The organism is Paenibacillus sp. HGF5, assembly GCF_000204455.1.
GTDB lineage: Bacteria > Bacillota > Bacilli > Paenibacillales > Paenibacillaceae > Paenibacillus_AQ > Paenibacillus_AQ lautus_A.
In genome coordinates this window covers 74,732-92,060 of sequence record NZ_AEXS01000140.1, presented here as the reverse complement: position 1 = coordinate 92,060, position 17,329 = coordinate 74,732, and the positions used below count along the sequence as shown (strand labels likewise).

Below are 17,329 nucleotides of genomic sequence, written 5' to 3'. Positions count from 1 at the left end.
GTTGTTTATGAACCGGCTCATCCGTCTGTTTTCTCTATTATTGATTCAGGGGGAAGGAACCATGAAAAGATTATTGTCCATCGCGCTTGTGTTATTGATCGCGCTCGTCGCGATTGCCGGTTGTTCGGGCAAGAACGAAGGGGAAGGGAAGGCACCTGGGCCGTCGGGTCAAACCGGAGACAGCGCCGGCGGTGACGCCAAACTTGAAGAGGTGACCCTGAAAATCATGATTCCCGGCGATCGGCCGTCGGATATGGATTTGGTCATCGCCGAGGCAGAAAAGCGGATGAAGGATACGATCAACGTCAAACTCGACGTCGTCTTCGTACCTTGGTCCGATCTGGCGCAAAAGACACAGGTGACGCTTGCTTCCGGCGAAAACATCGATCTCATTTTCGATGCGCCATGGCTGCACATCAATCAGATGATTGCAAACGGATTCTATGAGCCACTGGACGACCTGTTGGTCCAGTACGGCCAAACGGTGCTCGAGAAACGGCCGCAGCAAATGTGGGACTACAACAAATACGGCGGCAAAATTATGGCCGTTCCGCTCGGCGTCAGCTACATGTCCGGCAATTCCTACATGGTGCGCAAAGATATTCGCGAGAAGCTCGGCGTACCGCCGATTAAAACCTATGAAGATTTGATCGCTTTCGCCTACAAGGTGAAAGAGCAGGAGAAAGGCATCATCCCGATGACCGCAGGCTCCGGCACTTATTCATTTGTCGCTCACCATGCGCTGAACGATTACGAAACCCATGTTAGACCTACCCACGCCCTGGGCAACAGCCTGATGCTCTATTACAAGAACAATGACGGCAAAGTTTACAATTTGCTGGAGGATCGGGAGCCGATCGGAACGTGGCTGGCGAACACGCGCAAATGGTTTACTGACGGTCTGATTTTTAAGGACATCTTGACGACAAAAGATTTTCATCAGCCGATCTCGGCAGGCAAAGTGGCAATCGTCACAAACGGCGCGTTCGGCATCGGCGATTCCCTCAAGAACACGTTAAAGAACAATGTGCCGGACAGCGAGCTGGAGACGGTCACCTTCTTTAATCCGGAGAAGGGCGCGAACATCACCGACTTCAAACAGTGGAACTTTCTGGCCGTTCCGAAGGTAAGCAAGAATAAGGAGCGGGCGATTATGTTCCTGAACTGGGCGAATGAGAAGGAAAACTACGACCTGCTTTCTTACGGAATCGAAGGGAAGCATTGGGAAGCGGTAGGCGACGACAAAATGAAAACCCTGGATACATCCGGCTACTCTGCTTTCGGCTATGTTTGGCTGTGGAATCCCGTCGATGAGCGGAGTGATGTGAAGGGCGAGAATGAGGAGTTGAACGCTGTGCTTAAGGATGCCGACATGTTCACGACCGATATTTTGGCCGGCTTCGAATTTGACAGTACCCCGGTGCAAAACGAGGTCAGCCAGTACAATACAGTCGATGGGCAATACTACACGGCGCTGTTCAACGGGGTTATCGATCCGGACGAGACATTGAAGAAGTTTGAAGCGGAAGCCGGCCCCGCCCTCAAAAAAATTCAGCAGGAACTGCAAAAGCAGATTGATGAGTTCCTGGCGGCAAAGGCGAAGTAGACCAGAATCACCTGAACACTGATAAACCGAAGTTTGCTTATCCATGCCTATGAATCGCCCGAAGTGCGGAGTGTTTGGCTGCGCTGTACTACTGCCGTTGCCCACTGGAAACTTCGTGCCGGTGGCGGCACTGGATGCGGCGGTGACGGCTTCCTCTTCCGGAGGAAGCCGATCTTATACGCTTTGCTGCTTGCTTATGGCGGATTTCGTGAAAGGGGGGATTACAATCTAGCGTTCACCCGGAACAGAAATAAGGGTTTAAAGTTTTTGATATTTCTGTACTCGAGAATAAAGAAAAGGAGCTGGCCTTGATGAATTTCAATAAAAAATGGTTATCCGGATTAATGGCAGCCGTATTACTACTGACTCCGCTCTCTGCGGTTCAGGCGAAATCGCTTGTTCCGGATGTGACCGTCCTGCAGGCGGCAGGTGCAGACCAGATGGAAGCAGGAAAGGATACAGGTCATCCACAGGTCGAACTAGATCTACTGACGGATGCTGGTGAACCAGCAGCGGAACAGGCACCACAAGCAAAAGGTGAAAATCAAGCGGCAGCATCTTTGGCAGTGCAGGAGACGCAATTCCGCAATCTCGCGGCAGGCCTTCCGTATGAATGGTCTGAAGCTCCGGAAGCTTCGCATCCCGATGACGGATACAAGCTTACGGACGGAAAATACGGCTCATTGGATATGAACGACCCGGCATGGGTAGGACATCTGCGCGGAAAGGCTCGCGAAGTTGTGTTCGATCTCGGTGAGGAAAAGTCAATTGGAAAGATCACGGCTAATTTCTTTCAAGATTTTCCTACGAATTCGATTCTCGTGCCGCTGTCGGTATCGATGTATGTCTCCGACGATAAGGAAAATTGGGGGCTGCTTTCCCATAACGCTACGCAGCTTCTGTGGGGAGAAGGACCGCCCAGACAGGAGACCTTTGAATGGGATGGCAGCCGGGATGGAATCAAAGGCGGGAATACGGATGGCAAGCTGGCTTATGCCCGTTATGTGAAGGTGACCATTTATATGCATCCTACACAGTGGGAATACATTGATGAAATCGAAATTATGGGTATGGACGGCAAGATTGAAGGGGCGGTAAAGGTTCCTGCCGAGCAGCCTCGTTTTTTGGAGCCGGGGGAAGCTACGGCCGGGATCCGGAATCTGAATCTGTTTTATAACGGACAATATGCGAATGGTTTGGGTGATTGGAAAAAGGAACGGATTATCCCTAATATCAGTTATGTAAATAAAGACGGCGAGCTGGTCGATTGGCTTTATGACGGCGTTCTATATCTCGGGATTGCTTCGCCTGCCGGCCGCGATTTCGGTCAGGGACAAACGAACCTGGACGATTGGAAATGGTATTTGGATAAAACATTTGCAGCCACGGGCGATATGCAGCAGTTGAATGAGGCTGCCAAGGAAGTTGGGGCCAAGCTGAAACAGCCCGATCATCAAGTCAAGGTTGTGTTAATGATTCCGAATCCAGGGGAATCCTTAACGGATTTTGGCGACATTGACGGCAACGGTTCCTTGAATTTCAACGACTCCGTCGTAGGCAAAGAAAAAGCGTCTGAAAACAGAGGAAAAGCGGTGCAGTGGTGGCTGGACCAGGCCCGGCAAAGATGGCAGGCTGCCAACTACTCGAATCTTGAGCTTGTCGGCATGTACTGGATGCCGGAACAAATCGACATATCCGAATCGGGACCGGACATAGCTCGCATGGTGTCGGATAAAGTGCACGCCATGAACATGAAGGTTTTCTGGATTCCACACTCCTATGCTTACAAAATGTTTATGTGGAAAGACGTAGGGTTCGATGCCGCGGCGCTTCAGCCTAACTATTTCTTTGGCGGAATGGATTCCGACCGTCTGGACGATGCTACGGATACTGCAAAGCGATACGGAATGGGGAACGAAGTTGAATTTGATGACGGAATGCTGACAGATCCCGTACTTCGTCAGCGTTTTATCGAATACTTGGACAGCGGCGTCAGATCCGGTCTGATGCAAAATGGCTTCAGAGCTCACTATCAAGGCAATAATGCAGTATACAACTTAGGGGTAAGCAAGGATCCTAGTTTGCGTTTAATGTATGACTGGCTGTACCAGTATTTGAACGGAACGTACGCCATCGATAGCAGCCCGGCGCCGGAGACGATGGCGGAGGTTGTACAGCGTTATGTCGCATCGAACGAAATCAAGCCGGCTTTTGGTAATGATTTGACGTATCGATTGCAGACCATCAAGCTTCTTTTGGACGATAACAAGCCGAAGGAAGCCGTGACGTATATGCAGGATTTTCTCGCGCACATTCACGACCCGGCCGTCCAAGCGCAAGGGTTGATTTCGGTCCCGGCCGCAACGGTGCTTGATTCCTACGCCCAAGTTCTCATTCAAACCTGGTCTGACGGAGGGGGACTCAGCAATCTGGTTCTTGGCCAAAGCTATACAATTTCACATCAGCCTAACAGCAACTATCCCGATTCCGGGAACGAACTTACGGACGGCCGATTCGGCGGGACGGATTACCGCACCGAGCAGTGGCAGGCCCATGCGGGAAGCGACTACCCTGACGAACGAAGCCGCACCATCACATTTGATTTGGGTGGCAACAAATCGATCGGGGCAATTAGAGCCCATTTTCTTCAGGATAAAGGACCCGGCATTTATTTTCCTCCGAACGTTACTTTTTCCGTTTCATCTGACGGCCAATCCTGGAGCACGCTGGCAACCGTTTCTCCGCCACCGGCGCAGGATGCTGCCTCGGCCGAGTTCGTGGGTTGGAGCGGGATAACAGACGGTGTGCCGGGGGAATCGGGAGCCGATAAAGTGTCTGCCCGCTACGTTAAAGTGGAATTCCCGGTCAACGTCTGGGTCTTCCTTGATGAAATCGAAGTTCTTGGCATTGACGGCCATGCGGGGGGGGGCACTACAATCGACGGCGCAAGAGCCGTGGTGGATGCCGCTGCGAAGAAATTGACGATCGACGGTCTGGTCGTGAACGGCAGTCAGTCCCAAGTGAATTTGAAAATACTCGATTCGAAAGGGAAAGTTCGGTACGAAGGCCAGACGACCAGTACGGAAACGGGAAGTTTCCAATTCACGATCAAGCTTACCGGCAATTTAAAGGGAACCTGCGATGCCTATCTGTCTATGGAGGGAATGCCGGCTCCTGTTAAGATTTCATTCGAGTACAATAAAAAGGACTGATGAGTTATTCCAGCGCGAGCTCAGATTCCGATGGCATGCGGCCTGATTTCTATGATTTTGATTTAGGATGAGGGCATACCTTGATAAATTTTGTCACGGCATAATGCATGATAATTAATTTATGTTTCGTAAAAAAGCCATGGACGCAGCGTGATTTCCACGCTGTGACCTATGGCTTTTGCTTTCGAATCGGTCTTGATGACCGATAAATATCTGATGCATCCCGATGTTTATGAACACGTCTCATATAATGAAGTAATTGCGGGCTATCTGAAAAATTCATACTGCGAAAGTTAAGATTAATGTAAACGCATACTTATTCATGGTATAATGCATCTAATAGATTAGGCAATTTTAGTCATTTGGGGTTCTTATAAAGCTGTGAATCTGGCCTGGGGGTGTTGCGAGGATGAAAAGGTACAGCGTGTGGCGTCCGGTCATGCTGATTGCGGTGGCGCTGCTTACGAATAACTTGGTCACGAGTTTGGCGGGCGTGTTCGGCATGTCGCCGGAGTCGGCGAGCAATCTGGGTTTTATCGCGATGATTGTTGCCGCATTCATTACATATAACCGCATGATGAAAATCCGTCGCAAGTGAATAATCATTCAAAGCCATTCATCGAATGAACAGCATGTTTATAAGCACCTTGGCCAAGGTGCTTTCTTTTCGTAAAGCGCATTTATTTTTTACCAAATCAAAGGGTCTGAACCCTTGCCCACGCTTCGTATCACACCGCCTGTAATCCCCGTGTTATCTATAAAAACCGTCAAATCAACGATGCGAAAATTACGTCTTCCTATCTCTACTAGAATTGGAATAAAACATGTCTTAAACGTTTCACCGCGGCACAGATGCAGTTTGACAGATTCACCCAAATTTATGTTGAAAAGGGTCACTTTTATTAATATATTGTAAATAGCGCGAATCTAGTATTCGGGCATATATACCTAGGAGGGTTATCCTTAATGAAAAAAGGGGTCATATCATTAATCAGTTTGGCGTTATCTGTCACGATGCTGGCGGGCTGCGGCGACAAACCGGCGTCAGAGCCAAGCGGCGGCGCAGGCGGCGACGCACCTAAGGCAAACTTCATGGTAGGGATGGTTACAGATGCGGGAACGATCGATGACAAGTCGTTTAACCAAGGCACATATGAAGGTATTGAGAAGGCGAGTAAAGACTTCAACATTAAGCATAAATACCTGAAGCCAGCTGGACAGACAGAGGCTGATTATTCGAAGGAAATTGTAAACCTTTACGATGCCGGATATAAATTCATCGTAACGCCAGGCTTCAAATTTGAGACGGCTGTGTTTAAAGCACAGGAAAAGTACACAGACACTAAATTCGTTATTATCGATGGATCACCACGCCCTGCAGCAGACGCCGATCCAGTTGTTAAGGAAAATACCGTATCCATCTTCTTTGCAGAGCAGGAGTCCGGGTTCCTGGCTGGCGTAGCGACTGCGCTTCATGTGAAGGATGGACAAGCAGGCTTTATCGGCGGCATGGAAATTCCGCCTGTACAGAAGTTCAACTGGGGCTTCCAACAGGGTGTAGCTTATGCTAACGAGAACCTCGGTACGAAACTGGTGATTAACAAAGAAAACGTTGTATATCAAGGAACCTTTGACGACACTGCAGCAGGCAGCCAATTGGCGGCACAGATGTATGACCGCGGCGTGAACGTGATCTTCGCGGCAGCAGGCGGCGTTGGTGTCGGTGCGATTAATGAAGCGAAGACTCGCGTGCAGCAAGGATCCGAGGTTTGGATCGTCGGCGTCGACGTTGACCAATATCAAGACGGCGTATACGAAGGCGACAAGTCGGTTGTACTGACTTCGGCTGTTAAGAAAATCGACAATGCGGCTTACGATATGATCAAAGCTGAAATGGAAGGTAAATTCCCGGGTGGACAGACGCTTACACTGGATGCGACTAATGACGGCGTCGGCCTTCCTGAGAAGAACCCGAACCTGAGCGATGATGTTCTAAAGCAAGTTGACGAAGTGTTTGGCAAGATCAAAGCCGGGGAAATTAAAGTAGCAGCAGAGCAAGGCGATTTGATTAAATAAATCAAGACACCAAGGTTATCTACAAAGCGTGGATAGGCTTACTTGAAAAGCAGCGATACCGCATGAAAAAAGACGGATTCCTTTCCGTCTTTTTTTAAGGTATTAGAAATTATAAGTTATTTCAGCGAAACGTAAGCAGTTCTGTAATCGCATTTATATGTTTTGGGGCCCCCGCAAAGTATTTGGAACAAGCATCGAAGCATAGGCTCCACTATGTGGGGCTTTTTAGGTATCAGACCGTATCACCAGCGCAAGCGATTGCATCCTGATATTGAATGTAGAATGATCTCTATGAAACTGTGTTCTGGCGGTTTGGAAGTGAGTCGATTCGCGTTTTTTAGCGGTTAATAATGAATAGGAAGATATCAGACAAAAAGAAGGAGAGGACCCAAAACCATGGACTATGTTGTCGAGATGGTGGGCATCCGCAAGGAATTTCCGGGGATCGTGGCCAATGACGATATCACGATTCAACTGAAGAAGGGCGAGATTCATGCGCTGCTCGGCGAGAACGGCGCAGGCAAGTCGACCCTGATGAGCATCCTGTTTGGCATGTACCAGCCTGACCGTGGCGTGATCAAAGTCAACGGCAAGGACGTGCGGATTTCGAATCCGAACGTCGCGAACAAACTCGGAATCGGGATGGTGCATCAGCATTTCAAATTGGTGGAGCCGTTTACCGTGACCGAGAATATTATTCTCGGCAGCGAGACGCGCAAGTATTACTTTGGTTTAGACGTGAGATCCGCAGCCAAGCGGGTCGAGGAGCTGTCCAAACGATACGGGCTGAACGTAGACCCCTATGCCAAAATCGAGGATATCTCGGTAGGAATGCAGCAGCGCGTGGAAATTCTCAAAATGCTGTACCGCGATGCGGAAGTGCTCATATTCGACGAGCCGACTGCCGTGCTTACCCCTCAGGAAATCGAAGATTTACAGGGCATTATGAAAAACCTGGTCAACGAAGGCAAATCGATCATTCTGATCACCCATAAATTAAAAGAAATTAAAGCGGTTGCGGACCGATGCACCGTCATCCGCCGGGGGAAAACGATTGGCACCGTTGACGTGGCCGACACGAGCCGCGAGGCGATGGCCGAAATGATGGTGGGCCGCAGCGTTTCCTTTAAGGTGGACAAACAGGAGAGCCGTCCGGGCAAGACCGTGCTAGAGATCCAGTCGCTTACCGTGAAGAACAGTAAAAAAGTCGAAGCGCTTAAAGGTTTCAGCCTGGATCTGCATGCCGGCGAGATCGTGGGCATTGCCGGCGTGGACGGCAACGGTCAAACGGAATTGGTGGAAGCTATTACCGGCCTGCGTCAAGCGGAGAGCGGGACGGTGAGCTTGAATGGTAAGTCGCTTAACGGACTTTCCGTCCGTCAGCGGAACGAGAGCGGAATCGGACACATTCCGGAGGACCGCCAGAAGAGGGGCCTCGTGCTGGATTATACGATTGAAGAGAATTTGATCCTTGAGGTGTATAACCGCCCACCGTATTCCAAGAATGGGCTGCTGCAGCCAGCAGTGATCCGCAAGCATGCGGAGCATATCATTCAGAGCTTTGATGTGCGTTCCGGAACGGGCGGCCGGTCGATCGTGCGTTCGATGTCCGGCGGTAACCAGCAAAAAGCCATCATCGGCCGCGAGGTAGAGCGCGATCCGGATCTGCTTATTGCCGTTCAGCCGACCCGAGGCCTTGACGTAGGCTCGATTGAATATATTCACCGTCGTCTGATCGAACAACGGGACAAGGGGAAAGCCGTTCTGCTGGTTTCCCTGGAGCTTGATGAAGTGCTGAATTTGTCGGACCGCATAGCCGTTATCAATAACGGTGAACTGGTAGGTATCGTAAAAACCTCCGAAACGAACGAAAGGGAGCTCGGACTGATGATGGCCGGGTATCAAAAAGAGGAGGCGCCACATGAATAACAGCGTAAAATCGTTGCTTGCCGTCCTGTTAGGGCTCATTGCGGGGGCACTGCTTATGGCGCTGACCGGGCATAATCCGGTAGAAGGGTATAAGTATCTCCTCCAGGGCGGGCTCAAAAACCCGGAGCGGATCGGTAATACGCTGGCGACGGCGACTCCGCTTATTTTGACCGGTTTGTCCGTGGCTTTTGCCTTCCGTACCGGGCTGTTCAATATCGGTGCTGCGGGCCAAATGCTGTTCGGTGGCTTCTGCGCAACGGCTGTCGGCCTGTCGCTGGATTTGCCGCGGGCTCTGCTCCTGTTGGTCATGGTGCTGGTCGGGTTTATGGGCGGCGCACTATGGGCGGTTGTCCCAGGTTTCCTGAAGGCTAAATATAACGTGCATGAGGTCGTATCCACGATCATGATGAACTGGACGGCCTACTGGACCGTTTATTATGTCATTCCAGGTTACTTCAAAGGGGCGAGCCTAGAGACGGAATCGCGCCAGCTTCCGCCGGAAGCCATGCTGCATCAGCAGTGGCTTAGCGATATGTTCCAAGGATCTTATGTCAATCTGGGCTTTTTTATCGCGGTGATCGCCGTTCTGGTCGTCGCTTTCCTTATTAACAAAACGACCCTCGGCTATGAACTAAAGGCGGTCGGGTTCAACCGGCATGCATCTGAATATGCAGGGATTGCCGTCAAACGCAGCATCGTGCTGTCCATGTTCATCTCCGGCGGCCTTGCCGGCCTTGCCGGCGTTGCGCAGTATGCGGGGAATGCCTCCAGCATGCAGATCGGCGTTCTGCCGAGCCAAGGCTTTGACGGCATTGCCGTAGCCCTGCTTGGAATCAACGCACCTATCGGTGTTTTGGTGTCGGCCCTGTTCTTCGGGATTCTCTACTCGGGCAGAGGTTTTATGAATGCTATGACGGAGATTCCGCCGGAAATCGCCGATTCGATTATCGCCATCATTATCTATTTTGCGGCAACCAGCATCTTGATTGAGCGTCTGTACCGTAAATTGAAGCTGCGTCGCGCGGCAAATAAAAAGCAGGGGGAGTAAGGACATATGTGGACAACGATTGAACAGATTTTTCCGTATGCCATCGCTTACACGATCCCGCTTTTGATTACCGCGTTAGGCGCACTGTTCAGTGAACGAAGCGGGGTCGTCAATATCGGCCTTGACGGATTGATGATTGTCGGTTCTTTCATCGGCGCCTTTGTCATTTTCAAAATGCAGGCCCAATGGCCTGGCCAATCGTGGGTATTATGGGTAGGCCTGTTGGCGGCGGCGGCAGCGAGCGCGCTATTCTCGCTACTGCATGCCTTTGCCAGCATTAACCTCAGTGCCAATCAGATCATAAGCGGTACGGCGATCAACATGATTGCGGGTGCCTTGACGATTTTCCTTGCCCGTAACATTACGGGCAGCGGCAAGATTACGATCACGAATGGTTTTGCACCATTTGATGTGCCCTTGCTGTCTAAGATACCGATTATTGGGGATTTGTTTTTTACCAAAACCTATGCAACGACCTGGCTCGTTCTGTTAGTGTTATTGCTCAGCGCACTGATACTGTACAGAACACCCTTCGGTCTGCGGCTCCGGTCCTGCGGCGAGCATCCGCACGCGGCCGAAGCAGCCGGTATTAAGGTGCAGTCCATGCGGTATGTGGGCGTCATGATCTCGGGTGCTTTTTCCGGACTCGGTGGGGCTGTCATTCTGTTGACGTATTCCGGCGAATTTACGGGGAACGTTGCGGGACTCGGGTTCCTGGCTCTGGCATCCCTCATTTTCGGACAATGGAAGCCGCTCGGCATCCTGCTGGCGACTTTGTTCTTCGGATTTGCCACGACGGTAGCCAACGTATCACAGGTAATCCCATCATTGGCGGTGATTCCGCCGGTCATTCTCAAGATTTTCCCTTATATCGTCACGCTGATCGCGCTCGTGATTTTCTCCAAATCCTCGAATGCGCCGAAAGCGGTAGGGGAGCCGTTCGATTCAGGTAAACGGTAACGCATTGCGCAAGTCGATGTAAGACAAATAGAACCTCTGATATGCCTATCCAGCTTTGGGTTTAGGTCTATCGGAGGTTTTTTTACATCTAGCATACTTTAGGTTAGAACTCCCAAAACATATCTGGTATATATAGTAAATAAGGTAAGAAAATTTAATAGAATAGAGGAGTGAACACCTGAATGCGCATTCGATTACATCGGTGCCAAAGGCCGTTAAGCATGCTTTTGGCTATCGTGATGCTTCTAAGTATCATCGTTCCGTTCAGCCCCGTGAAGGTGGCGGAGGCTTCTCCCCGGCATGATCAGGTTGTGATCAGCCAAGTGTACGGTGGGGGCGGGAATAGCGGGGCCGTTTATACGCATGATTTTATCGAATTGTTCAATCCAACCAGCAGTCCGGTCGACCTGACAGGCTGGAAGGTACGTTATGCGAGCGCAGCAGGCAATTTTAACAATGAAACCTCTTTAACTGGTACTATAAAACCTTATGCTTATTATTTAATCCAACAGCAGAGTAACGGCTCGGTAGGTGGTTCTTTGCCGACAGCTGATGCTGCAGGAGCATTGAACCTTAGCGGCTCCAACGGCAAGGTGGATCTGGTGAACGCCGCTGGCGACCGCATCGATCTTATTGGCTATGGAAATGCAACGCTATCGGAAAAGAGCCCAACCGCAGCTCTCTCCAACAGCACGGCTGCGATCCGCAAGGAATTGACCGTTGGTCAAAATGATCGCGGTCGCGACACGGATAACAATGTGGCCGATTTTATCGTTATGACCCCGGATCCCCGGAACAGTGCGAGTCCCGTTACGCCGGTCACGCCTGGCTCAGGCCTAGGAGTGGTAACGGCTAATCCGGAGCCTAATGCCTGGCCTGCCGGAACGGAGATCACGTTGAATCCGCCTACGGTGGGCGCTTCCGTTTATGCGGATGTGTATTTGTCCAGCGGGAACGGGTCCGGCTTCCAGATCGTCAACGGCCCGATCATCCTTAACGAGCCTACGCGGGTGGATGCCTATGCAGCCCAGGATGGCCAGCCGGATGGGCCGGTCTCCTCGTTCCAATATGATATTTTAAGGCAATCGTCCGTCGCTGATGCCCGCAGCAAGGCAAAAGGCGAGCATGTATGGACGGAAGGCATCATTACGCATATCGAAGGCAGAGAAACCTACATTCAAGATGACACGGCAGGTATCGTGCTCTATGATTACCCGCTTAATGCCAGTGTTGGCGATCGGGTGAGCGTGGCCGGCGTAATGGAGATTTACAACAATCTTCAGGAGATCAAACCGCACGCCTTGCTGCCGCACGACGTAACGGGGAACCAGGTCGGAGTTCCGCAGGCTCTCCCAATTACCGGAGCTGATCTATCTGCAGCTGCAGGGGAGAATTATGAGGCAAGACTAGTCTCCCTGAATGATGTCACCATCAAGTCCGAGAATAGACCTGGAGAATACACAGCCGAGCAAGGCGGGCATGAATTCATCATTTATTCGGGCTTGTCCAAGCTGAAGACGGTGAAGACCTTCAGCCGCATCACGGGCGTGGTGAAGCAGTTCGGAAACGTCTATGAACTGATCCCTTTAGGCGAGGATGCCTTAATCGAAGAGATGTTCTCCGTAATCGCAAGTCCCGGTGCCGGACCGATTATTACCGGGGGAACGGTAACGCTGTCCAGCCCTACGCAAGGGGCAAGCATCTATTATACGCTCGATGGATCGGTACCGACGACAGCAAGCACGCTGTACAGCGCACCGATACAGATTGACCGTGATACGACCATCAAGGCAATTGTTGTCTCAGGTGCGGATGTGAGCAAGGTATACGAATTTGCTTACAAGGCCACTCAGCAGCCGCGCATCGCGGATATCCAAGGCGAGGACCATGCTTCGCCGTATACTGGACAGACGGTAACCGATATTGAAGGCGTTGTAACCCAGTACGGTTATACGTTCTCTAACGGCAATATCAAGGGATTCTACATCCAGGATCCGAAGCCGGATTCCAATCCGGATACCTCGGACGCCATTTTTGTGTATTCCACGGATCCAAACCGGCCTCAAATCGGAGATTTGGTGAGCGTAATCGGTAAAGTGGCCGAGTATAACGAGGGAAGCTCCAGCAACCTGACATCGACCCAAATCGAGATGCAATCGTTCAAGAAGCTGGATCAGGCTCAACAGCTGCCTGAACCGGTTACCTTAGGGAAAGGCGGACGCCCGATTCCGGCTGCCATTATCGATAACGACGGCATGACAACGTTCGATCCGGACGAAGACGCCATCGACTTCTACGAGTCGCTGGAGGGCATGTTGGTCAGACTTCCGCAGCCAACGATCATTAGTCCGTATTGGACAAGCGGCGGCACCTACAACATTGCGACCCGGGTCGAAAATGATGTCGCCGATGTCATAACGCCAGCGGGCGGGCTGGTTCTAAAAGAGAACGGTAATTTCAACCCGCAGCGTCTCTTGATTGCTTACGGCAATCCGGGTCAAGAAGTGAGCACGGGCGATACGTTTGCCGATGATGTGATCGGCGTGATTGGGTATAACGGCGGGAACTTCAAGGTGATCCCTGCCAAAGACAGCCTGCCTCCAATCGACAGCAGCTCTTTTAAGCAAGAGGTATCTACTATTGACGTGAATGCCGAACAGCTCAGAGTAGCGACGTATAATATTGAAAATTTCTACCCGGGCGTAAGCTCCGCCAAAATCAACAAGCTGGCGGAATCGATCGTTAACAACATCAAGTCTCCGGATATTATCGGTCTTGTCGAAGTACAGGATAATAACGGAGAGCAGAACAACGGAACCACCGCGGCCGATCAAAGCTACCAGACCTTGATTAACGCCATCAAGGCAGCCGGCGGACCAACCTATAGCTTTACCGACATTGAGCCGGTGAATAATAACGACGGGGGAGCGCCGGGAGCCAACATTCGGGTCGGGTTCCTCTACAACGCGGATCGCGTCCAGTTAACGGACAGCGTTCAGGGCAAGAAGGGATCCCCGACGGAATCCGTGGCGTATGATGCGGCGACGGATCAGTTAACCCTGAATCCGGGGCGGATCGATCCGCAGAATGCGGCATTCAATGCATCGCGCAAGCCTCTGGCTGCGCAGTTCGAATTCCAAGGGGAAAAAGTGATTGTCATCGCGAATCATTTTAACTCGAAATCCGGAGACCAAGGACCATTCGGCAACACCCAGCCGCCGGTTCTCTCCAGCGAAACCCAGCGCCATCAGATCGCAGCGGTCGTGAACGGATTCGTGAAAGACGTGGTGTCTGCTAATCCTGACGCGAACGTCGTCGTGCTGGGGGATTTGAATGATTTCCAATTTACCGAGACGACAAACATTTTGAAGGGCAACGAATTAGACAACCTGATCGAGACGCTTCCGCTCAAGGAGCAGTACACGTACACGTATGACGGAAACTCGCAGGTGCTGGATCATATTCTGGTCAGCAAGAACCTGACCCGTTCTACGCAAGTCGATATCGTGCATCTGAACGCCGATTTCCCGGCCTCCAAGGGCCGCGTATCGGATCATGATCCCGTCGTCGCCCAGATCGACCTGAAGGAAGAAGCCGCGAACGGCTTCCCGCTGACGATTTTGCATACCAATGACACGCATGCCAATCTGGACACCGTAAGCTCGCCGGATAATATTGCGCGCCGGGTTACGGCAATCAAGGAAGCCAAAGCGAATGCGGTCAATCCTCTGCTCGTGGATGCGGGAGACGTATTCTCAGGCACGCTGTATTTTAATCAATATTTGGGACTTGCCGATCTGGAGTTCATGAATTTGGTTCAATATGATGCCATGACCTTCGGTAACCATGAGTTCGATAAAGGATCCGAGGTGCTGAACGATTTCATCGAGCATGCGGAATTCCCATTTGTGTCTTCGAACGTGAATTTTTCGGCCGATGCTTTATTGACCCAGAAATTCAAGAATGAAGTGACCCGGGATGCCAAGGATGCAACCATCTACCCGGCCATCATCATGGAGGTAGACGGGGAGCAGGTTGGCCTCATCGGACTGACAACCGAAGACACGGCGAACATCGCTTCGCCTGGAGACGTAACCTTTGAGAATGCGGTGCAAAAGGCAAAAGACACCGTAGCGATGCTGAAGAATGAAGGTATCAACAAAATCGTCGTACTGTCGCACCTCGGTTATGACGTGGATGTCAACCTTGCGAAGGAGGTCGAGGGCATCGACATCATCGTGGGCGGTCACAGTCATACCAAGCTGGATCAGGCGGTCGTGGACCGTTCGGACAGCGAACCGAAGCTGATTGTGCAGACAGGTGAAAAAGGTCAATTCTTAGGTCAGTTGGAGGTCGTATTTGACGACGAGGGGGTTCTGCAGGAGTGGAACAGCAGCCTCATTTCCGTTGACGAGAAAGGTAGCAATGAGCAGTATGTCATTCAGCCGGATCCCGAAGCCTTGCAAATTCTGAACACCAAATATAAGCCGGGCGTGGAGGCATTGAAACAAACGGAGGTGGGCACGACAGAAGTGAAGCTGAACGGCGTCCGCGCCGATGTCCGCACGAAGGAAACGAATCTCGGCAATCTGATTGCCGATGGCATGCTGGATGCGGCGCAAGCCGCCGGCACGAATGCGGTCATCGCCCTGCAGAACGGCGGCGGCATCCGCGAATCCATTGAAGCAGGCAAAATCACGATGGGTGACGTCATGACGGTGCTTCCGTTTAACAATGATCTCGTCACGATCACGCTAACGGGCGCCGAGATCAAAGAAGCCATGGAGAACGGGGTCTCTAAAACCCCTGCTCAGGACGGGCGCTTCCCGCATATCGCGGGCATGAAGTTCTATTATGATTCGACCAAGCCGGTTGGATCGCGCGTCCTGCGCATCGAGGTGAAAGGCAAGAACGGATATGAGCCGATCGACATGAATAAATCGTATGAAGTAGCGACGAACGCATTTACCGCTAAGGGCGGCGATTTCTATGCTTCGCTCGAGAAGGCCTATCTGGAAGGGCGCGTGAACCTGCTTTATAAGCCTGACTATGAGGTATTCTCGAACTATGTGAAAAAGGTAGGCACCATCACGACCAAGACCTCCGCCGTCGAAGGACGGATTACGGACTTGAAGGGAGCGCCGCTTCCTGGAGGACCTGGAGAGCCTGGGCCGGGCAACCCTGGGAATCCGGGCACGCCTGGAACTCCAGGACCGACGACGCCTCCCGTAAACCCATCGAACCCTGGCACCACGACGCCGGCAGAACCGGGCAAGGTCAAGGTTCCGGTTATGGTGGAGAACGGCGCAGCGGCAGGCAGCGTGACCGGAGCGGCCATGAAGGAAGCCCTGAAACAGCCTGTTGGCGGAAAAGTTACCGTAGAGGTAACAAGCACGCAGCCCATCTCTTCTTCATCCGTTACCATCGAGAATGAAGCGCTGCGAGCGTGGCTTGATCAAACAAGCGCGAAGGTGCTGGTGGTAGCGACGCCTTACGGAAGCTATGAGCTTCCGAAGAAGGAGATCGATCTTCAAGCGCTGGCGGCCCAAGCCGGCTCGGACATGAACAGCCTTCAATTGGTCATTCAGCTTGCTATCGATGAGGATGCCCTTAAATCAGCGGCCTCCAAAGGATATCATGCGCTGCAAGCCGTGAGCTACACCGTGACGGTTAAGTCCGGCAATGGCAAGACTATCACGCTGGATTCGTTCCAAACGTATGTGAAGCGGTCACTGAATGTCGACAAATCGCATGCGTTGACGGACATCGCGGTTGTCCGAGTGGATGGAAACGGCGAATACACGCCAGTACCATTTAAGGTAAACGGCCAACGTATCGATATCTATAGCCGAACCAACAGCACATACCTGGTGTTGCAGAACCCGGTAACGTTCCAGGACATCGCGTCGCATTGGTCGAAGGGTGAGGTTGAATCGCTTGCGGCCAAAATGATCGTAACCGGGCGCACGGAGCAGACCTTTGTTCCGAACGCTCCAGTCACTCGGGCCGAGTTCGCAGCGCTTGTCGTCCGGGCACTGGGACTTTCTGCAGACGCTGCGTCAGGCAGCTTCCAGGACGTGGCTTCATCCGACTGGTACGCGGGAGCGATCCAGGCAGCAGTCGATGCCGATATCATTAACGGCTACACGGACGGCACCTTTAAGCCGAATCGGACGATCACGCGCGAAGAGATGGCCGCGATGGCCTACAACGCGCTGGAGTATGCCGGATACAACCCCGTCGACGCGGCAAAAGCTCATTTTGCCGATGCGTCCTCGATCGGTGCTTGGTCTCAGGTGGCGGTGTATGAATTGGCGGCACTTGATATTCTGAATGGAGATCCGAAGCAGCGCTTCAATCCTAAATCGAATGCCACCCGCGGCGAAAGCGCCGCTGTGCTCCATCGTTTGATGCAGGATTTGACGTACGTAAAATAAACAGGTTCTTTAGCGGCTGGATGCATTTTGGGTTAGCCTCTTGGTTATAAACGGGAAGGGG

General features: G+C 51.8%; 9 protein-coding genes. All 9 read left to right on the top strand.

The features are described 5' to 3' along the window. Window positions 1–61 precede the first annotated feature (61 nt). The 9 genes from HMPREF9412_RS21880 (at window position 62) to HMPREF9412_RS21845 (ending at window position 17,268) form a co-directional block, all read left to right on the top strand. On the top strand, window positions 62–1,606 hold the full coding sequence (locus HMPREF9412_RS21880) for an extracellular solute-binding protein (protein ID WP_036673072.1): 1,545 nt from the start codon (window positions 62–64) through the stop codon (window positions 1,604–1,606). Between the two features lie 43 nt (window positions 1,607–1,649). Beyond that, window positions 1,650–1,838, top strand: a complete 189-nt coding sequence (locus HMPREF9412_RS32625; RefSeq protein ID WP_139084044.1) for a hypothetical protein — start codon at window positions 1,650–1,652, stop codon at window positions 1,836–1,838. A gap of 79 nt (window positions 1,839–1,917) precedes the next feature. Further along, window positions 1,918–4,818, top strand: coding sequence for a DUF4855 domain-containing protein (locus HMPREF9412_RS21875; protein WP_009593926.1), 2,901 nt, complete (start codon window positions 1,918–1,920; stop codon window positions 4,816–4,818). Window positions 4,819–5,227: 409 nt separating this feature from the next. Next, window positions 5,228–5,416, top strand: coding sequence for a hypothetical protein (locus tag HMPREF9412_RS21870; protein ID WP_009593944.1), 189 nt, complete (start codon window positions 5,228–5,230; stop codon window positions 5,414–5,416). Window positions 5,417–5,784: 368 nt separating this feature from the next. Further along, complete coding sequence (locus HMPREF9412_RS21865) at window positions 5,785–6,894, top strand: BMP family lipoprotein (RefSeq protein WP_009593914.1); 1,110 nt, start codon at window positions 5,785–5,787, stop codon at window positions 6,892–6,894. Between the two features lie 396 nt (window positions 6,895–7,290). Beyond that, complete coding sequence (locus tag HMPREF9412_RS21860) at window positions 7,291–8,823, top strand: ABC transporter ATP-binding protein (RefSeq protein WP_009593952.1); 1,533 nt, start codon at window positions 7,291–7,293, stop codon at window positions 8,821–8,823. Next, window positions 8,816–9,871, top strand: a complete 1,056-nt coding sequence (locus tag HMPREF9412_RS21855) for an ABC transporter permease (protein WP_009593958.1) — start codon at window positions 8,816–8,818, stop codon at window positions 9,869–9,871. The genes HMPREF9412_RS21860 and HMPREF9412_RS21855 overlap by 8 nt, the downstream gene beginning before the upstream one ends. A 6-nt stretch (window positions 9,872–9,877) precedes the next feature. Further along, a complete protein-coding gene (locus HMPREF9412_RS21850; protein ID WP_009593905.1) occupies window positions 9,878–10,831 on the top strand; it encodes an ABC transporter permease in 954 nt (317 codons plus the stop codon). A 182-nt stretch (window positions 10,832–11,013) separates the two neighbouring features. Beyond that, window positions 11,014–17,268, top strand: coding sequence for a 5'-nucleotidase C-terminal domain-containing protein (locus HMPREF9412_RS21845; RefSeq protein WP_009593903.1), 6,255 nt, complete (start codon window positions 11,014–11,016; stop codon window positions 17,266–17,268). The last annotated feature ends 61 nt before the right edge of the window (window positions 17,269–17,329 follow it).

What these genes read in the sequence shown, in the direction of transcription:
- HMPREF9412_RS21880 (WP_036673072.1), top strand. Translation starts at nt 62, where the DNA reads ATGAAAAGATTATTGTCCATCGCGCTTGTGTTATTGATCGCGCTCGTC.
- HMPREF9412_RS32625 (WP_139084044.1), top strand. Translation starts at nt 1,650, where the DNA reads ATGCCTATGAATCGCCCGAAGTGCGGAGTGTTTGGCTGCGCTGTACTA.
- HMPREF9412_RS21875 (WP_009593926.1), top strand. Translation starts at nt 1,918, where the DNA reads ATGAATTTCAATAAAAAATGGTTATCCGGATTAATGGCAGCCGTATTA.
- HMPREF9412_RS21870 (WP_009593944.1), top strand. Translation starts at nt 5,228, where the DNA reads ATGAAAAGGTACAGCGTGTGGCGTCCGGTCATGCTGATTGCGGTGGCG.
- HMPREF9412_RS21865 (WP_009593914.1), top strand. Translation starts at nt 5,785, where the DNA reads ATGAAAAAAGGGGTCATATCATTAATCAGTTTGGCGTTATCTGTCACG.
- HMPREF9412_RS21860 (WP_009593952.1), top strand. Translation starts at nt 7,291, where the DNA reads ATGGACTATGTTGTCGAGATGGTGGGCATCCGCAAGGAATTTCCGGGG.
- HMPREF9412_RS21855 (WP_009593958.1), top strand. Translation starts at nt 8,816, where the DNA reads ATGAATAACAGCGTAAAATCGTTGCTTGCCGTCCTGTTAGGGCTCATT.
- HMPREF9412_RS21850 (WP_009593905.1), top strand. Translation starts at nt 9,878, where the DNA reads ATGTGGACAACGATTGAACAGATTTTTCCGTATGCCATCGCTTACACG.
- HMPREF9412_RS21845 (WP_009593903.1), top strand. Translation starts at nt 11,014, where the DNA reads ATGCGCATTCGATTACATCGGTGCCAAAGGCCGTTAAGCATGCTTTTG.